Raw genomic sequence first — 17,472 nt, forward strand, 5'->3', positions numbered from 1 at the left:
AAGGATTCCTTACAAATCGGTCAAGTCCTGCGGACCGAGGCGCCCAGCAGGCGCAGGTCGCCGGGCAGGTCCTGATAGCCCCGTTCCACGTGGTGGATCCCGGTGACGATGCTCTCTCCCTCCGCGCCCAGCGCGGCCACGACCAGGGCGGCGCCGCCCCGCAGATCGGTGGAGCGTACTTGTGCGGCGTGGAGGCGGGGTACGCCGTAGACCACCGCCACCCGTCCCTCCACCTGGATCTCCGCCCCCATGCGGCAGAGCTCATCCACGTGGCGGTAGCGGCTTTCGAAAATATTCTCCACAAACACGCTGCAGCCCGTGCCCTTGCACAAAGCCGCCATCAGAGGCGCCTGCGCGTCGGTGGGAAAGCCGGGATAGGGGGCCGTGCGCACCGGCCGCACCCCCCGCAGGGGGGCCTGACACCGCAGCAGGATACGCTCCGGCGTGCTGGTCAGGGTACAGCCCGCCTCGGCCAGCACGGCGGTCACGGTGGACAGGTGCCGCCAGTCCACCCCCGTCACCTCCACCGTGCCCCCGGCGGAGGCAGCCGCGGCCAAGTAGGTGGCGGCCACGATCCGGTCGCCCATGACGGCGTATGCGCCGCCGTGCAGGCGCTTTCCGCCCCGTATGGTGATGACCGAGCTGCCCGCGCCGTGCACGTCGGCGCCCATGGCGCAGAGAAACTGCTGCAGGTCCACGATCTCAGGCTCCCGGGCGGCGTTGGTGATGGTGGTATCCCCTTCGGCCGCCACCGCCGCCAGCATGGCGTTTTCCGTGGCCCCCACGCTGGGCAGGGAGAAGACGATATCCGCCCCCCGCAGTCCCCCGGTACAGTGGAGGCCGCCGCCCGCCTCGGCGATCACGGCCCCCAGGGACCGCATGGCCGCCAGATGCAGATCGATGGGCCGCGGCCCCAGCTCGCACCCGCCGGGGGCGCACAGATCGGCCTGGCCCATACGGCCCAGAACGGCTCCCAGGAAGATCACGGAGGAGCGCATTTCCCGCATCAGGTCGTCAGGCACGTCCCAGCCCGTAGGGGCCGAGGCGTCTACGATCACCGCATCCCCCTCCCGCCGGACCGCGCAGCCCAGATGGCGCAGGATGTCCAGGGATGCGGTCACGTCCGACAGGTCCGGGCAGTTGCGCACCACGCACTCCCCCGGCACCAGCAGGCAGGCCGCCAGGATGGGAAGCACGCTGTTTTTTGCCCCATGTATCCTCACGGAGCCGTCCAGGGGGCGTCCGCCCTCCACCAGATAAGCACTCATAGGTTCCATCCTCCGCACAGTTTGGGTTTTCATCAAGCCATACTATGCGCAGGACAGAAGTGGGGTTCATTCCCCCGTTTTCTCCATCAGTGCGCGTAAGGTCTCATAGATCCGCTCCGCCGCGTCGGGTACGGCCATATCCCGCAGGGACCGGCTCATCCTCTCCCGGCGCCCGGGGGCGTCCAGAAGGGTGCGGATCTGCCCGTAGAGCGCCGCGCCGGAGCAGGCGCTCTCCGGCAGGAGCACCGCGCCGCCGGCGCGCTCCAGCACCCTGGCGTTTTTCGTCTGGTGGTCGGCCACCACGTTGGGGGAGGGCACCAGCACCGCCGGCCGGGCAATGGCCGTGATCTCCGCGATGGTGGAGGCGCCCGCCCGGCAGAGCACCAGGTCGGCCGCCGCCATGACCAGCGGCATATCATAGATGTACTCCCGCACATCGATCTGCGGATATCGCTTCCGGTCGATCCCCCGGGCCTTCAGATCCGCCAGCAGGTCCGAGTAATTGCGGCCCGCGCCGTGGATGTGGTGGAAGGGCGCGCCGCCGGCGCATTCCCGGGCGATGCACTCCGCCATCTGGCGGTTCATCACCTCCGCGCCCAGACTGCCCCAAACCGAGAGCACCAGAGGAGCTTGGTCGGTCAAGCCCAGCTGCTGCCGGGCCTGCTTCCGTGTATAGCGGAAAAAGTCTTCCCGCACCGGCGTGCCGGTGACCGTTACCTTGTCCGGGTCGTCATAGTGGCTCCGGCTCTCCTCAAAGCCCACCATCACTTGATCCACTACCTTGGACAGGGCTTTGGTGGTCAGGCCGGGGACGGCGTTGGACTCGTGAACGGCGGTGGGGATGCCCCGCTTCGCCGCGGCCTTTACCACTGGGAAGGAGGCATAGCCGCCGGTGCCCACCACCAGGTCGGGCTGAAAGCGGTCCAGGATGGCGTCGGCCTGGCGCTTGGAGCGGTTCATGTTCAGCAGGGTCTTCCCATTGTGGACGATGGCGGCCGGATGAAGGGAGCGGCGGAAATTGGTGATGGTCACCGTCTCGATCTCATAGCCCTCCTTGGGCACCAGGCGCGTCTCCATGCCCCCGTCCGCGCCCACGAAAAGCACCCTGCAGCCGGGGTTGCGGGCCTGGAACATCTGCGCCAGCGCCACCGCGGGATTCACGTGTCCGGCCGTCCCGCCGCAGGTAAAGAGGATCTTCATACCATTCCCTCCAACGGTCATATGTCCCAGATCCCTAGCCCTGTTTGGGGGCCGGGATCTGGCGTGAAACGCTTAAGACGATGCCCATCTCCAGCAGTTGGATCATCAGCGCCGTACCCCCGTAGCTGAAAAAGGGCAGGGAGATGCCGGTCACGGGGATCAGATTGGTGACCACGGCAATGTTCAGGAAGACCTGTACCGCCGTCAGGGTCGTGATGCCCACCACCAGCAGGGCGCCGAACCGGTCCCGGGCGTGGACGGCGATCCAGAACCCCCGAAGGATGAGCAGCGCGAACAGGAAGAGCACAATGCAGGCCCCCACGAGACCCAGTTCCTCGCAGACGATGGCAAAGATGTAGTCGTTTTCCGGCTCGGGGATGTAGAGGAATTTCTGGCGGCTCTTGCCCAGGCCCAGGCCCAGCAGCCCGCCGGAACCGATGGCGTAGAGGGATTGGATGGTCTGATATCCCTTGCCCAGCGGGTCGCTCCAGGGGTCCTGCCACAGCTCGATGCGGCTGGCCATGTAGCTGGTGTTTGTAATGATGAACCACAGCCCCACCACCGCCAGGCCGCCCCCGGCGATGAACCAGTAGAGCTTGACGCCCGCGGCAAAGAGCACCGCCGCGCCGCCGGCCAGGATGAGGATGGTGCCCGACATATGGGGCTCCGCCAGCATGAGGGCCGCCACCACCACCAAAATCAGGATGTAGGGCACCAGCTCCAGCAGGCCGATCTTGTCCAGGAGGGCAAACACGCCGCTGAGGGGATGCCGGGGGGAGAGCCGCCGCTCCTTTTCCGTATTCCGTTTGGACAGGCGGGCGGCAAAGTACATGATGACGCCCAGCTTTGCGATCTCCGAAGGCTGGAAGCTGCCCGCCACCGGGATGCGGATCCAACGCTGCGCGCCCACGGTGCTTCGCCCGTAGCCGAAGGGCAAAACCAGCACCAGCAGGACCACGGAGATGACCAGAAGAAAGACGGACATCCAGCGGAAGGTCTGGTAATTGATCTTGGAGGTCACATACAGGACCGCCAGCCCCGCCACGGCAAACAGCCCCTGGCGCACGAAATAATAGGTGGGGTTATTTTGGGCTACGCTGGAATCGTAATAGGCGGTGGCGTAGGAGGCGGAAAAGACCATGATGACGCCGATGCCGGTCAGCAGGACCACCAGCATCAGGAACGGCAGGTCCATGGGTCCCCGGGCCAGCTGCTCCTCCATCGTCAGGTCTCGTTTCAGCTTTGGCATTGCTCCACCTCCTTCCGCCTCAAGGCGGTCCTTCCGATACGGCGCGTTTTCAGCGGTTCATGACGCCCCAGAAGGACAGCACGCAGGTCACGGCGGTGATCCCTGTGAAGACGCAGAACAGCTTTACCTCGCTCCATCCGCCCATCTCCAGGTGATGGTGCAGCGGAGCCATGCGGAAGATCCGCTTGCCGTGGGAGAGCTTGAAATATCCCACCTGCAGGATATCGGACAGGGTCTCCGCAATGTAGATGACGCCCACCGTGATCAGGATCAGGGGGATATCCAGGGCGAACGCCAGCCCGCACACCGCTCCCCCCAGAAACAGAGAGCCGGTGTCCCCCATAAAGACCTTGGCCGGATAAAAATTATAGATCAGGAAGGCGCACAGCCCTCCAAACAGGGCGGCGGCAAAGACGCCCAGTTCATACCGGGCCCAGAAGCAAGCCGCCGCCGTGAAGAACAGCGCCACAGGCATGGTCACCCCGGCGGCCAAACCGTCGATTCCGTCGGTGATATTCACCGCGTTTACCGTCCCCACCATCACAAACGCCGCAAACACCATGTACAGCGGCCAGGGGATCAAAAAGGTCACGTGGAAAAAGGGGACGTAGAGCGCATTGGACAGGTAGCCGTGGTTGCGCATGAGCACGGTAAACAATATGGCCGCCGCCAGCTGGAGCAGGAACTTCTGGGGGGCGGTCAGGCCGGTGTTCTCATGCTTTTTCACCTTAAAGTAGTCGTCGATATAGCCGATGACGCCGAACACCAGGGCGAACAGGAACACAAAGGCCCCGCCGAAGCGGCCTTGGGCAAAATCCTTCCACCCCAGCAGAAAGACCGCCGCGGCGACGCCGATGATGAACATCAGCCCTCCCATGGTGGGGGTCCCCTGTTTGGACCTGTGCCAGGTGGGCCCGATGTCCTTGATGGACTGGCCCGCCTTCATCCTCCGCAGCGCCGGGATCAGCGCTTTCCCCGTCAGGGCGGCCACCACAAAGGCCACCACAAAGCTGATGACGATCCTCAACATATCTTTTGCACCCTCCAAAGTACCGTTCGGACTCTTTTTTCACAATGGAGCATTGTACCACAACACGCAAGCCGTTTCCACTCGAAATAGTAACAAAAATGCGGCGTTATCCCCGATAGAACGAGGCAACTTCCTCCCGCTCGTCCAGATGCCGCTGCACGCCGTCGATCTCCTGATAGGTCTCGTGCCCCTTTCCGGCCAGCACCACCGTATCCCCCGGCCGGGCCAGACGCAGCGCGTAGCGAATGGCGGCCCGGCGGTCCGGCTCTACGGCGTAGGGCGCGCCGCCCTCCTGCATGCCCTCCAGGATGTCGTCGATGATCGCCTCCGGCTCCTCGGTCCGGGGATTGTCGGAGGTGACCACCACGAAATCGGAGAGCGCGGCGGCGATCGCCCCCATCATGGGCCGTTTGGTGCGGTCCCGGTCGCCGCCGCAGCCGAACAGGCAGATGACCCGCTCCCGGGTAAAATCACGGACCGTGGTCAGGATATTTTCCAGTGCGTCCGGTGTGTGAGCGTAGTCAATGATGACGGTAAACTCAGCGGGAACCGGCACCACTTCGATGCGCCCCTTGACCCCATCCGCCCGCTCCAGGGCGGCGGCGACGCCCGCCAGCGGCAGACCCAGGGCCAGGCCGCAGGCAATGACGCCCAGGGCGTTATAAATGGTAAAGCCGCCGGGTATGGGCAGGCGGATACGCTGGATGCTCCCCACCGCCACCGCCTCGAATTCCACCCGGTCGGGAAAGAGCCTCAGATTCTTGGCGGTCAGATCGGCGTCATCCTTGTTCTCGGAGTAGGTCAGCTTGGGACAGGCCACCGTGGAGGCGAAATAGCGTCCGGCCTCGTCGTCCAGATTCAGCACCGCTGTGTCCGTCTGGCGGAAGAGCCGCCCCTTGGCGTCCCGGTAGGCCTCCATCGTGCCGTGAAAGTCCAGATGATCCCGGGTCAGATTGGTAAAGATGCCGGCTGCAAACCGGATCCCGTCCACCCGGTGGAGCACCATGGCATGGGAGGACGCCTCCATGACCACGTGGGTGCATCCGGCGTCCGCCATCTCCCGCAGCAGCTTCTGCACCTCCCAGGATTCCGGGGTGGTGCGGTGGGCAGGCAGGACCGCCCCGCCGATCATGTTCTGGTTGGTGCCGATGAGCCCCACCTTGGCCCCCAGCACGCCCTCCAGCATCGCCTTGAGCAGATAGGTGGTGGTCGTCTTGCCGTTGGTCCCGGTGACGGCCAGCGCCGTCAGGCGATCGGCCGGGCGGCCGAACCAGTTGGCGGAGACCGCCGCCAACGCCGCCCGCGCATCCGGGACCACGATCCATGGTCCCGCTTCTTCCGGCGCATGCTCGCAGAGCACCGCGGAGGCCCCCAGCGCCAGCGCCTGGGAAATAAATCTGTGTCCGTCGGTCTTGTAGCCCGGCAGCGCCGCAAACAGACAGCCGGGCATCAGTTCTCTGGTGTCGTAGCAAATTCCTGAAATTTCCACTTCCCGGACGGTCTTTTCCGTATATTCCACACCGTCCAATAGCTTTTCAAGCTGCATACGCTCACCTCTCGTTGTCGCAAAGTAGACCATTTCCCCCCGTCCGCCCATCCCCTCGGAGCGCGGAGAGGGCATCGCGCCCCTCGGGCGCGTATCCGGTGGGACCCGGTCCCCCCGGGAAGGCGCGTACCCTGCCGCGCAGCGGCAGAGATTTTCCGCAGAAAGTCGACGCGCCTTAGAATCCCCACCCGGCGCCGCCGCCGGAATTGTCGATAAACTGTACCTCCACGGCGGTACCCCGATCTACCAGGGTGCCCGCCTCGATGGACTGGCTGAGGGCCACGGTGCTGGAGCCGTAGTCCGTGGCGCCGGTGGCCTTCATATAGAGCCCCGCATTCTCCAGCGCCTGCCGGGCGGCCTCCGCGGTCTTGCCCGTCACATTGGGCACCTCCACGGGATCGGTGGGGACGCTCTCGCCCAGATAGACCACCACCTGGCTGCCGCCGGGGATGGACGCGCCGGAGGCCGGGATCTGTCCGGTGACGGTATCCCCGCCGCCCACGGTGCGTACGGTCAGGTTGGCGTTTTTCAGACGGCTGGTGGCGTCGGCCAGGTTCAGGCCGGTCAGATTGGGCACCAGCGTGTCCGCCTGAGCGGAATACGTCTTCTCCACGCCCAGATAATCCAGAATATCCTCCAGCAGCTCTCCCGCCATAATGGCCGCCATGTTGCCGCCGCTGATGTACCAGCCGCCGGCGGTATAGTTGCTGCCGGCGGAGACCGGTTTGGGGTTGTCGTAGGCCAAAAGGATAATGACCTGCGGGTCGTCGGCCGGGGCGAAGCCCAGGAAGGAGACGATGGTGTGGTCGTCCTCGCCGGTCTCGGAGGAGCCGGTCTTGCCGCCGATGCGGTAGCCCTCTACCCGGGCGTTCTTGCCGGTGCCGCCGTCCACCACCTTTTCCAGGATGGTGCGGCAGCGCTCGCTGGTCTGCGCGCTGACCACCTGCCGGACCTCCGTGGGGTCGGTATGGCTGATGATGTTCCCATCCGAGTCGGTCACGTCCGAAACCACATAGGGCTGCATCAGGTGCCCGCCGTTGACCACGGCGGAGGCGGCGGTGATCAGCTGGATGGGGGTGACCTTAAAGCGCTGGCCAAACGAGGCGGTGGCCAGAGAGGTCTCGCCGTAGACGCCGGTAAAAAAGTCCCGGTCCCATACCAGGCCGCCCTTGGAGTTGTCGGCCTCGCCCTGCATGTCGATGCCGGTCTTGCCGATCATGCCGAAGTTCTCCAGATAGTCGTAGAACTTCTCCGCGCCCAGCCGCTGGCCGATGGCGATGAAGGCGGGGTTGCAGGAGTTGCCCACCGCGGTGGCCAGGTCCTGGTCCCCGTGCCCCTCCCGCTTGGAGCAGCGGATTTTACGGTCCGCGACCGTCGCCACGCCGGAACAGTAGAAATGGTCGCTCTCGGTGACCACCCCCTCCTCCAGCGCGGCGGCCAGCACCATGGCTTTGAATGTGGAGCCCGGCTCATAGGTGTCCACGATGGCCTTGTTGCGCCACTGCTGGTTCTGCACCTGCCCCAGGGCCTCCAGATAGGCCTGGTCGCTGGAGCCGGGATCGTTTTCCACCTTCTCCAGATACTCCGCCAACACCGGATCGGTCACCGTCCAGGGGCTGTTCAGATCATAGGTTGGGGAGTTGGCCCAGGCCAGAATGGCGCCGGTGTTGGGATCCATGGCGATGGCGAAGCCGCCGTCCCGCACTTCAAAGGTCTCCACGCCCTTGGCCAGGATGCGTTCGCAGTAGGACTGGATGGTGGCGTCGATGGTCAGCTTCAGGTCGTTGCCGTTGGTGGCATCGTAGTATTCCTCAAAACGGTAGAGCATCTCGGTGCCCTTCCCGTTTTTGGCGGTGACCACCCGGCCGGTCTGCCCGGCCAGCTGCTCCTCATAGACGGCCTCCATGCCGTAAGCGCCTTTGCCGTCGCTGTTGTAGTTGACCCAGCCGATGACCTGGGCCGCCAGGGAACCTTTGGGATAGTACCGCTTCGTGGTAGGCATAACGAAAATGCCGCCGGACAGGTGATTTTGGGTGATGAACTCCCGTACCGCGTCGCTCTCCTCCTCCTCCACACGCCATTTGACGATCTCATAAGCGGAATTGACTTTTTCCAGCCGCTTGATGATATCCGCCACGTCCAGATCCAGGATCTCCGACAGGCCCTCCGCGATGAATTGATTGGTCGGCTCCGGGTAGTCCGGAGCCTCCTTCCCTTTTTCCCGGGCCGTCTCCACCGCCTCCTGATAGGCGTCCTGCAGCTTGACGATATCCCGCGGAGAGAGCTGGATATTATACACCGTATAGCTCATGGCAAGCGGCGTGCCCTTGCTGTCATAGATGGTGCCCCGGCTGGCGGAGACGGTGGAATCCCGGGTCTGCTGGTCGATGGCAAGCTGCTCATACTTCTCGTGCTCCACGATCTGGATCTGATAAAGCTTGACGAACAACGGAACAAAAGCGCATACGCCGCAGACCAGCATCAGAAACAGGGTGCGCAGCAGGATCGTCCGGTTGGCCCGCCGGTCAGGCTGCTGAGGTACCATTCTGCTTTTTCTTCTTCTGGGCGCCATCGTGCCTGCCTCCTGTCTTGGTCGGACGTCTTTGGATACCGCAGGAGGGCGTAAGAAAATTCCTTTTCTTACGCCCTCTTCTCTGGAAGGCCGCCGCCGGCAGCCCGTTCTGTATTGTATGGGGGTCTGCAAATCAGTATATGGCTGGTTTTACTGGAAATATTCCACGATCTCTCCGCAGATGGATTTTACGCTCTCAAACGCGCCCCGCAGGCCGGAGAGCGGCTCCTCCCGGTCATAGAAGGTCACGGCGTCCGGCTCGGACAGATCCACGTAGATGACCTGGCCATTCTGAGGCTTGACCATACTGCCGTCCGCGGTGAGCGACTGCTCGATCTCAGACAGGTCGTAAGACAGCTCATACTGGGCCCGCAGCTTGGCCTCCTCCGACTGGAGGGCGCTCATTTCACTGCGCAGGGAGACGACCTGCTCGGCGATGGTGTTGAGCTGTACGTAGCTCATCAGCAGCAGCACCGCGAACACGCCGACCGCCAGAAAGCCCGCCACCGCAAACAGGGAGACGCTGCCGGCCTGCCGCACCTGCACCCGGGGCCGGGCCACGGCCCGCTCCCGGGGCCGCACCAGCGGGCGGGGCTGGAGGATCTCGGCGCCCTGCTCCAGCTGACGGGCGGCTGAGCCGTCGTAAGACGTGTAGGAGACGCCCTCATAAGTCCGATATCGGTTGCGCCGTTTGGCCGCAGTTGCCATAGCCAGGTCCACTCCAATCTCTCATCCCAAAAGGGGATCTCACAATTTCTCTGCCACCCGCAGCTTGGCGCTGCGGGCTCTCGGGTTTTCCTCCAGCTCACGTGCTCCGGAGACGATGGGCTTTTTGTGCACCAGCCGGACGCTGGGCTTCTTTCCGCACACGCAGACGGGAAAATCCGGCGGGCAGGTACAGCCTTTTGCAAAAGCCGCCAGCGCGTTTTTAACGATACGGTCCTCCAGCGAGTGGAAGGAGATCACCGCCAGGCGCCCTCCGGAAACAAGCCGCGGCACCGCCGCGCCGACCATCCGGTCCACGGCGGCCAGCTCGTCGTTGACGGCGATCCGGACGGCCTGGAACGTCCGCTTGGCGGGGTGCTGCTTTTCCCGCAGGGCGGCGGGCGGCATGGCGCAGCGGATCACATCCACCAACTCCAGCGTGGTCTCGATCGTCTTTTGGTCCCTGGCCCGGACGATAGCCGCCGCGATGGCGGGGGCATACCGCTCCTCTCCGTACTGGTAGAGGATGCGCCGCAGCTCCTCCTGGGGCCACTCATTCACTACCGTCCGGGCCGTCAGGGTATCGGTCCGATCCATGCGCATGTCCAGCGGCGCGTCCTGCATGTAAGAAAAGCCCCGGGCCGGGTCGTCCAACTGAGGAGAGGACACCCCCAGGTCAAACAGCATGCCGTTCACGCCGCCGATCCCCAGCGTATCCAGGATCTCATCCAGGCGGTCGAAATTGCTGTGGACCAGGGTCACGCGCTCCATCTGCTCCCCCAGCTTGTCCGCCGCGGCATCCAAGGCCGCCTGGTCCCGGTCCACACAGATGAGCCGCCCGGTGGTGAGCCGCCGGGCGATCTCACGGGAGTGGCCCGCCCGCCCCAGCGTACCGTCCAGATAGATCCCGTCCGGCCGGATGGCCAGCGCGTCGATGCACTCGTCCAGCAGCACCGGACGGTGGACAAATTCCTGCTCGTTCATATCAGAATCCAAGCGCCTCCATACAGGCCGACATCTTTTCCGGCGTCATCTCTTCCTCCTCCTGGGCCTGCCAGGCATCCGCGCTCCAGATTTCCGCCCGGTCATGGACGCCGATGATCACGGCATCCTTTTCCAGACCGGCATACCTGCGCAGCTTCTGTGGGATGACGATACGCCCCTGGTTGTCCAGCTCGCACCGGGCGGCGTTGGCAAAGAGGGGGCGCATGGCCTTGGATTGGCTCATGGGCAGTGAGGCAAACTTTTCCGTAAAGCGGTCCCAGGTCGCCTGGGGATAGATGGCCAGGCACGCGTCCACGCCCATGGCCAGGTAGAACACCGCCCCCAGTTCTTCCCGAAGCTTGGCGGGAATGAACAGACGGCCCTTGGCGTCGATGCTGTGCTCATAGGTGCCGGTCACGTGCCCACTCCCCCCACTTTACTTCTCAATTCCGGTTTTTCACTCCACTTTGCCCCACTATCATCTTCAGTATAAAGGCTTGTCCGCGGAATTGCAATAGTTTTTTGCTTCTTTTTTTGCGTCAAAACCCTGCTTTTTTCAATGGAATTTCTTTCTTTTCCGCACCAAAAACATCTGTTCGATTTTGGTTTTGCCGCTCAGCGCTTCTTCCGTTTCCAAATCTGGTATGTATCGTTTTGACTTATACTATATCTTGTAATCCAATTCAAAAAGAAACATCCCTTGCGCTTGTGCGCAAGGGATGTTTCTTTTTGTGACTCTATTCAGTGTCCTTCCGCTTCCGCGTCATAGGGCTGGCGGCTCCCGCCCTGCGCGGCGGCGCCGCTGGCCAGGGCGCGGAACTTGGTGCGGGAGCGCTGCACCTCGCCGTGGGCCTCAGAGAGCGCCTCCTCCACCCGGCGCATCACGTCCTCGCAATACTCGTTGGCTGCACGGCGCAGCTCCCGGCTGCGCTCCTCCGCCGTGCGGATCATCTCATTGCCCTTCTGCTTGGCCTGGGCCATCAGCTCGTCCTGTGCGAGCATCTGCTTGGCCTGGTCCTCCGCCTGCTTGCGGATGAGCTCCGCTTCCCGCTTGGCGGAGGCGATGTACTCCGTCCGGGCGGCAATGAGCTTTTTCGCCTCGGCCAGTTCCATGGGGAACTGGGCCCGGATCTCATCCAGCAGGTCCAGAGCCTTGTCCCGCTCCACGATGCATTTGTCGCTGGAGAGGGGCAGGCTCTTGGCCTCGTCGATCATCTCAAAGAGCATATCCAGCAATTCGTCTACTCCGGTAGCCATCAGCCATCCCTCCTGCTTTTCATTTTTGCGTTTACGTCGTCAATGATCTCCCTGGGCACAAAATCGCTCAGGTCCGCCCCATAGCGGGCCATCTCCTTGACCACGCTGGAGCTTACATAAGTATATTTCGCACTGGAGGGCAGAAACATGGTCTCCAGGCGGGGGTTGAGCTTGCGGTTGATGAGGGCCATCTGGAGCTCGTTTTCATAGTCCGACACGGCCCGCAGGCCCTTCACCAGCGTACAGGCCTTTTTCTGCCGGGCGTACTCGGCCAGCAGCGTAGCCGAGCAGTCCACCTCCACGTTGGGCAGCTTGGCCACCACCCGCCGGATCAGGTCGGCCCGCTCCTCCGGGGTGAACAGGCCGCCGTGCTTATCCGAATTGATGAGCACGCAGACAATGAGCTTGTCAAAGCATACGGCGGCCCGTTTGATGATATTCAGGTGCCCCAGGGTGATGGGGTCAAAGCTGCCTGGATAAATGGCGGTCTTCACACATCCACATCCTCGTGTAGCGCGCCGCGTCTCTTACACGGTGCGGCGGTACAGGGTGATTTTGATCTTGCCGTAGCGGTACTCCCTGCCCTTCTCATAGGGGGCGGTCCCCTCCGGCAGGACGCTTTCCGCTGGACTTTCGCAGACTATTATACCATTTCCGGTGACGATGTCAATCTTGGCGATGGTCTCCAGCGCCTTTTCCAGCAGTCCGGTCCGGTAGGGCGGGTCCAGAAAGACCAGGTCGAAGCGCTCCCGGCAGCCGCTGAGAAAGGCCAGGGAATCCCCCTGGATCACCGTTGCCCGCTCCTCCATCCTGCAATGGGCCAGATTCTCCCGGATCACCGCCACCGCATCCTTCCGCAGGTCCACAAAGGTACAGCGCTCCGCGCCCCGGGACAGCGCCTCGATGCCCAGCTGTCCGGTGCCGCTGAACAGATCCAGCACGGTCCGTCCCTCGATGTCGAACTGGATGATATTGAACATGGATTCCTTTACCTTATCGGTGGTCGGCCGGGTCTCCAGACCGGGCAGCTCTTTCAGCCTCCGGCCTCTGGCCGTGCCGGTAATGACGCGCATGGCGATCTTCCTTTCGATTTTGGTGTCTGCCGGCGCAGCCCCTTCCCGTTTCCCTGGGCCTAATGGGGCAGTTCGCCCGTCCCATCCCAGAAAAAGCGGATGGAAACGGCTTCCGGCACGTTCCGGTAATCCCACTGGTGGTTGGTACGGCGCATGTGGTCGCTGGTCACGTTGAAATAGCGGTGGTTCATCCGGGTCATCCAGCTCGGATCCACCCCGGTGTAGTCCCCCGAAGGATCGTCCCAGGTGGGGTCCACACAATACCATTCCCCTTCCAGGCGCACCATATTCCAGGCATGATCCCCGGTGGAATCGGAGGACGCGCCCACCACGGTGATGCACTCTACCTCCGCCAGGTCCATCAGCAGCTGAAAGGTGGTGGCGTAGCCCAGACAGATGCCGTATCCCCCCGTCAGCATACCGTAGGGATTGGTGTTATCCGCCCGCCCCTGAGGGGTCCGGGCATCGTAGACGGTCTGGTCATATTCCCCCCACGCCACCAGATAATCGTGGAGGGCCAGCTCCCGCTCAAACGCGGTCATGCCGTCGGTGATGCATGATGCGAAGATCTCCCGGCAGCGCTCCAGGACCGCCGCGTCCTTTTCGCTCAGGCCGCTCGCGTCCCCGCCGGTCCAGGCCGCTTGGATGGCCGCGGTGTCGTAAAGGCTCATATCGTGCTCATTGGGCGGGTCAAAGGGGACAAAGCCGCTGATATCCAGGTCCGGGTTGAGGACCGGGACCGGTGTGGCCGTAGGCGCTGCGGTCTGCGCGGGTGACGCCGGGGCGGAGGGCGGGGCGGTACCACCCGCGGCGTGCTGCGGCGCATCCGAAGCTGCCGCGGACGGCGCGGGGGCGTTCTCCGCTTCCCGGGGCGTTTCCGGCTCCGAGGCGCTCTGCGCAGGCTCCTGCGGCACGTCCGCCGGGGCGATCACGGGGACCGCCGCTTCCTCGATGCAGGCGGCAAAGGCGTCCTTGGCCGCCTGCAGATCCTGACAGACCAGCAGGGCCGCATAGCCTCCGCCGGTGACCACCGCGGCGTTTTCCAGCAGGGCGGACTGGGCGGGCGCATAGCCGAAAAAATCTCCCGCCCGCGTCCGGCGGTATGCCTCCAGCGCGGCGCACAGCCCCTCCAGCCCGTCCTCCGCCGCCGGGCAAAGCACCGCGATCTCCCGGGCGTCCACGCCGGAGGCGGCATAGACCGCCGCGTCGCTCCAGCTCCCCTCCTCCAGCCCGTACAGCCCGGTCAGGTAAAACGCCAGGTCCTCCCCGCTCTGCTCCGACAGCCCTCCGGCGTCCGTCTGGCTGTCCAGCACGCTCCGGGCCACCTGGGCGGCGTCCACACCGCTCGCGGGCGCCGCGTCCGTCCCGCCGCCGCAGGCACACAGCAGCGCCAGCAGCGCGATCGTCAATAAGATTTTTGCTCTCATGGCCGCGCCTTTCCGTCTGTCTGAAAATAGTCGTATACCGCCTTCGCGGTATTCTTCGGCACCACGCCCTCCAGCTGTTCGCGGGAGGCCGCCCGGATGTTTTTGACGCTCTTGAAGTGCTTCAGCAGCTGGGCCCGGCGCTTTTCCCCCACGCCGGGGATCTGATCCAGCACGGAGGAGCGCACCCGCCGGGCCTGCTGCTGGCGGTGGAATTCGATGGCGAAGCGGTGCGTCTCCTCCTGGATCTGACCAATGAGGGAAAAGACGGCCTGATTGCCCTGGATGCCGATCTCCCGTCCGTCCGGCGTCACCAGCGCCCGGGTACGGTGCCGGTCGTCCTTCACCATGCCGAAGACCGGGATGGAAAGCCCCAGCGTCTCCAGCACCCGCACCGCCACGCGCGCATGGTTTTCCCCGCCGTCGATCAGCAGCAGGTCGGGCCGGCCGGCAAATTTTTCATCCCCGTCCAAATAGCGCTGGAAGCGCCGCGTCAGCACCTGCTCCATCGCGGCATAGTCGTCGGGTCCGGCCATATCCTTGAGCTTGAACTGCCGGTAGTCCCGCTTAAGGGGCTTGCCGTCGACGTATACCACCATGGAGGCCACGATATCGTCCGCGCCCTGGTTGGAGATGTCGTAGGACTCCATGCGGCGGGGCGCGCCCTCCAGATCCAGCATGCGCCCCAGCAGCTCCAGAAGCTTATTCTGCCGCTCCTCCCGGCTGGTCCAGCGCTCCACCTCTTCCGCGGCGTTTTTGTTGGCCAGGCGGATCAGGTCCATCTTTGCCCCCCGCTGCGGGGTGACCAGGCTCACCCGGCAGCCCGCCTGTTCGGAGAGCATCCGGGTCAGCGGCGCCTCGTCCTCCAGCTCACAGGGCAGCAGGATCTGCCCGGGCAGCCGCCCCCTGGAGCCGTAATACTGCCGTACCAGGGCGGAGACGACGTCCGAGGTGTCCTCCTCCATCGGGGTGTCGATCAGGTCCCAGTCCTTGGCGGCCAGCTCCCCGTCGACGTAGTGGAGCACCACGAAGCAGCTGCGGGTAGCCTCCCCCCGGTGGAATCCCACTACGTCGGTATCCGCCAGGGACGCGGCCACCACCTTCTGCCGCTTGCTCAAAAGTTCGATGGCACGGTAGCGGTCCCGCAGCTCGGCGGCCTTCTCAAAGCGCAGCTCCTCCGCCGCGCGGGCCATCTCCGTCTGGAGCTCCTCGCCCACCTCCTGAAATTTCCCCTCCAGCAGGCGCACGGCCTGATCCATCGCCTCCCGGTAACGTCCCTGGTCCACGCCGGGGCGGCAGTAACCGTCGCACTGGCCCATATGGTAGTTCAGGCAGGGGCGCTCCCTGCCGATGTCCCGCGGGAACTTCTTATGGCAGGAGGGCAGCCGCAGGGCCAGCCGCAGCGCGTCGATGATGCCCTGGGTGGCGCCCCGGCTGCCATACGGCCCAAAATAGCGCGCCCCGTCCTCCGCCGGGCGGTTGGCCAGCGAGAATTTGGGGTAATCCTCTTTCACCGTCAGGCGGATATACGGATAGCCCTTGTCGTCCTTCAGCAGGATGTTGTAGCGGGGCTGGTGGCGCTTGATCAGGGAATTTTCCAGTATCAGCGCCTCAAATTCCGAATCGGCCACGATCACGTCGAAGTGGTCGATCTGGCCGACCATGGCCCGGGTCTTCTCCGTGTGAGAGGCCAGGTTGGCAAAATATTGGCTCACCCGGTTCTTCAGCGCCTTGGCCTTGCCCACATAGATGACCTCGTTCTTGGCGTCCTGCATGATATATACGCCCGGCTTCAGCGGCAGGGCATGGGCTTTTTCTTTCAACTCGTCGAAGGTCATATGATGGCAGGGGCCGATGCCTGCATCGGCCCGGCCCTCCTTTCTGCTGGACTCCGTATGCCCTGCCGCCCCTATGAGGCGGGCAGGGACTCCGGGCTGTTCCCGGGCAGCATGGGGTCGTACATCATGATGGCGTGGTTCTCGATGAGGAAGTCGTCCCCCAGCAGCGTCCCCTCCAGGTCGAAGGTCCGGCGGTATAGGGTATTGTGCCGGGTAAAGCCGCCCCAGTACTCCCCCTGGATATAGTGCTCCTTTTCGTACACCTCATACCGGCGGTCGCAGGGGGCGCCGGCCCGCCACTCCCCCTCCAGGTGGGTTTCAGTGAGGCGGAGGGTGAGCCGCCAGGTGTGCTCGGTGTCGTTGCGCACCATCAGGTCCATGTAGTTATAAAAGCAGGTGGCCCCGCTGCCAAAGGGCTGGGTGCGGCCGGAGTCGGGGAACACGTCGTAGCCGTGCCGCCACCGCTCGGTCACCGTCAGCGGGGTATGGAGGGTCATCCAGTAGAGCAGATTGGTCATCTGGCACAATCCGCCACCGATCCCGGCGGCCACCCGGCCGTTGCGCAGGAGCATCCCCTCCACATAGCCCTTCCGCCGGGTGGGCTTGCCCACCGCCCGCCAGAAGGACAGGGTCTCCCCTGGCGCCAGGGTGAGTCCGTCCAGCCGGGACAGGGCCAGGCGCAGATTGGTCACCTTATTGCGCTGGAGGGCCATCTCCTCCCCCCGCAGCTGCCGCAGCAGCGGGGTGCTGTGCTCCGCCCAGAGACAGGGGCACTCCGCCTCCGGCCGGAGCCTGGCGAAGCGCAACCCGCCCGTGTGCCATCGCAGGCGGCGGCGCAGGCAGAAGAAGGCCGTCCCCAGCCGCATACGCAGGGCGCTGCGGCGGCGCGGCTCCTGTACGATGACGGCACGCATGAAAAGCCCCCCCTTATTATCAAAAAAAGCGCCGCATTGCGGCGCTTTTTTCTCTCGCTCGGTGCTTACTCCGAGAAGTTGGAGGAGATCAGCTCGATGAGCGCTTCCACCGCCTCTTTCTCGTCGGGGCCGTCGGCAATGAGGTTGATGGACGTGCCCTTCACAATGCCCAGGGAAAGGACGCCCAGCAGGCTCTTTGCGTTGACTCTGCGCTCGTCCTTCTCCACCCAAATAGAGCTCTTAAACTCGTTGGCCTTCTGGATGAAGAACGTAGCCGGTCTTGCATGCAGGCCGACCTGGTTGTTCACGACTGCCTCTTTCATATACATAGCGTTTCCCCCCAAGATGCGTTAAGCATACTTCACGTATAGAATAGCAAATTTGTCCCAAACCGTCAATGACAAAATGCACA

General features: G+C 63.9%; 16 protein-coding genes. All 16 read right to left on the minus strand.

What is annotated here, in order from left to right:
• Positions 1-20: 20 nt before the first annotated feature.
• Positions 21-1,268 (minus strand): UDP-N-acetylglucosamine 1-carboxyvinyltransferase, encoded by a 1,248-nt coding sequence (gene murA / locus H8S57_RS01440; protein ID WP_186906289.1) that lies wholly within the window; start codon positions 1,266-1,268, stop codon positions 21-23.
• A gap of 66 nt (positions 1,269-1,334) precedes the next feature.
• The gene (murG, locus tag H8S57_RS01445; protein WP_186906290.1) at positions 1,335-2,468 is read right to left on the minus strand and encodes an undecaprenyldiphospho-muramoylpentapeptide beta-N-acetylglucosaminyltransferase; all 1,134 of its coding nucleotides are present in this window, start codon (positions 2,466-2,468) and stop codon (positions 1,335-1,337) included.
• A 34-nt stretch (positions 2,469-2,502) separates the two neighbouring features.
• A complete protein-coding gene (ftsW, locus tag H8S57_RS01450; RefSeq protein ID WP_186906359.1) occupies positions 2,503-3,663 on the minus strand; it encodes a putative lipid II flippase FtsW in 1,161 nt (386 codons plus the stop codon).
• 103 nt (positions 3,664-3,766) lie between these two features.
• Positions 3,767-4,747: a phospho-N-acetylmuramoyl-pentapeptide-transferase gene (mraY, locus tag H8S57_RS01455; protein ID WP_186906291.1), complete on the minus strand. Its 981-nt coding sequence runs from the start codon at positions 4,745-4,747 to the stop codon at positions 3,767-3,769.
• A 106-nt stretch (positions 4,748-4,853) separates the two neighbouring features.
• On the minus strand, positions 4,854-6,293 hold the full coding sequence (locus tag H8S57_RS01460; protein ID WP_186906292.1) for a UDP-N-acetylmuramoyl-L-alanyl-D-glutamate--2,6-diaminopimelate ligase: 1,440 nt from the start codon (positions 6,291-6,293) through the stop codon (positions 4,854-4,856).
• A 175-nt stretch (positions 6,294-6,468) separates the two neighbouring features.
• Positions 6,469-8,865 carry a penicillin-binding transpeptidase domain-containing protein gene (locus H8S57_RS01465; protein ID WP_186906293.1) on the minus strand — a complete coding sequence of 799 codons (2,397 nt, stop codon included), beginning with the start codon at positions 8,863-8,865 and terminating at the stop codon, positions 6,469-6,471.
• A 150-nt stretch (positions 8,866-9,015) separates the two neighbouring features.
• On the minus strand, positions 9,016-9,573 hold the full coding sequence (locus tag H8S57_RS01470; RefSeq protein ID WP_186906294.1) for a hypothetical protein: 558 nt from the start codon (positions 9,571-9,573) through the stop codon (positions 9,016-9,018).
• Positions 9,574-9,612: 39 nt separating this feature from the next.
• A complete protein-coding gene (rsmH, locus tag H8S57_RS01475) occupies positions 9,613-10,554 on the minus strand; it encodes a 16S rRNA (cytosine(1402)-N(4))-methyltransferase RsmH (RefSeq protein WP_186906295.1) in 942 nt (313 codons plus the stop codon).
• Between the two features lies 1 nt (position 10,555).
• The gene (gene mraZ / locus H8S57_RS01480) at positions 10,556-10,972 is read right to left on the minus strand and encodes a division/cell wall cluster transcriptional repressor MraZ (RefSeq protein WP_186906296.1); all 417 of its coding nucleotides are present in this window, start codon (positions 10,970-10,972) and stop codon (positions 10,556-10,558) included.
• 323 nt (positions 10,973-11,295) lie between these two features.
• Positions 11,296-11,811, minus strand: coding sequence for an ATP synthase subunit B family protein (locus tag H8S57_RS01485; RefSeq protein ID WP_186906297.1), 516 nt, complete (start codon positions 11,809-11,811; stop codon positions 11,296-11,298).
• Positions 11,811-12,305 (minus strand): pantetheine-phosphate adenylyltransferase, encoded by a 495-nt coding sequence (gene coaD, locus H8S57_RS01490; protein WP_186906298.1) that lies wholly within the window; start codon positions 12,303-12,305, stop codon positions 11,811-11,813. Before coaD ends, H8S57_RS01485 begins: the two co-directional genes overlap by 1 nt.
• Before the next feature lie 33 nt (positions 12,306-12,338).
• Positions 12,339-12,884 carry a 16S rRNA (guanine(966)-N(2))-methyltransferase RsmD gene (gene rsmD / locus H8S57_RS01495; protein ID WP_186906299.1) on the minus strand — a complete coding sequence of 182 codons (546 nt, stop codon included), beginning with the start codon at positions 12,882-12,884 and terminating at the stop codon, positions 12,339-12,341.
• A 59-nt stretch (positions 12,885-12,943) separates the two neighbouring features.
• Positions 12,944-14,293: a DUF4358 domain-containing protein gene (locus H8S57_RS01500; RefSeq protein ID WP_207723646.1), complete on the minus strand. Its 1,350-nt coding sequence runs from the start codon at positions 14,291-14,293 to the stop codon at positions 12,944-12,946.
• A gap of 14 nt (positions 14,294-14,307) precedes the next feature.
• Entirely contained in the window at positions 14,308-16,146 is a 1,839-nt protein-coding gene (uvrC, locus tag H8S57_RS01505; RefSeq protein WP_186906301.1) for an excinuclease ABC subunit UvrC, read from the minus strand.
• Between the two features lie 71 nt (positions 16,147-16,217).
• A complete protein-coding gene (locus tag H8S57_RS01510) occupies positions 16,218-17,060 on the minus strand; it encodes a VanW family protein (protein ID WP_186906302.1) in 843 nt (280 codons plus the stop codon).
• 65 nt (positions 17,061-17,125) lie between these two features.
• Complete coding sequence (locus tag H8S57_RS01515) at positions 17,126-17,389, minus strand: HPr family phosphocarrier protein (RefSeq protein WP_007495691.1); 264 nt, start codon at positions 17,387-17,389, stop codon at positions 17,126-17,128.
• Positions 17,390-17,472 lie beyond the last annotated feature (83 nt).

The organism is Lawsonibacter hominis (assembly GCF_014287895.1).
Taxonomy (GTDB): Bacteria; Bacillota; Clostridia; order Oscillospirales; family Oscillospiraceae; genus Lawsonibacter_A; species Lawsonibacter_A hominis.

Excerpts from the sequence above, each read along its gene's own strand:
- rsmH (WP_186906295.1), bottom strand. The coding sequence starts at position 10,554 with ATGAACGAGCAGGAATTTGTCCACCGTCCGGTGCTGCTGGACGAGTGC.
- murG (WP_186906290.1), bottom strand. The coding sequence starts at position 2,468 with ATGAAGATCCTCTTTACCTGCGGCGGGACGGCCGGACACGTGAATCCC.
- H8S57_RS01460 (WP_186906292.1), bottom strand. The coding sequence starts at position 6,293 with ATGCAGCTTGAAAAGCTATTGGACGGTGTGGAATATACGGAAAAGACC.
- mraY (WP_186906291.1), bottom strand. The coding sequence starts at position 4,747 with ATGTTGAGGATCGTCATCAGCTTTGTGGTGGCCTTTGTGGTGGCCGCC.
- ftsW (WP_186906359.1), bottom strand. The coding sequence starts at position 3,663 with ATGGACCTGCCGTTCCTGATGCTGGTGGTCCTGCTGACCGGCATCGGC.
- rsmD (WP_186906299.1), bottom strand. The coding sequence starts at position 12,884 with ATGCGCGTCATTACCGGCACGGCCAGAGGCCGGAGGCTGAAAGAGCTG.
- H8S57_RS01485 (WP_186906297.1), bottom strand. The coding sequence starts at position 11,811 with ATGGCTACCGGAGTAGACGAATTGCTGGATATGCTCTTTGAGATGATC.
- H8S57_RS01510 (WP_186906302.1), bottom strand. The coding sequence starts at position 17,060 with ATGCGTGCCGTCATCGTACAGGAGCCGCGCCGCCGCAGCGCCCTGCGT.
- H8S57_RS01465 (WP_186906293.1), bottom strand. The coding sequence starts at position 8,865 with ATGGCGCCCAGAAGAAGAAAAAGCAGAATGGTACCTCAGCAGCCTGAC.
- H8S57_RS01470 (WP_186906294.1), bottom strand. The coding sequence starts at position 9,573 with ATGGCAACTGCGGCCAAACGGCGCAACCGATATCGGACTTATGAGGGC.
- murA (WP_186906289.1), bottom strand. The coding sequence starts at position 1,268 with ATGAGTGCTTATCTGGTGGAGGGCGGACGCCCCCTGGACGGCTCCGTG.
- H8S57_RS01515 (WP_007495691.1), bottom strand. The coding sequence starts at position 17,389 with ATGTATATGAAAGAGGCAGTCGTGAACAACCAGGTCGGCCTGCATGCA.
- uvrC (WP_186906301.1), bottom strand. The coding sequence starts at position 16,146 with ATGACCTTCGACGAGTTGAAAGAAAAAGCCCATGCCCTGCCGCTGAAG.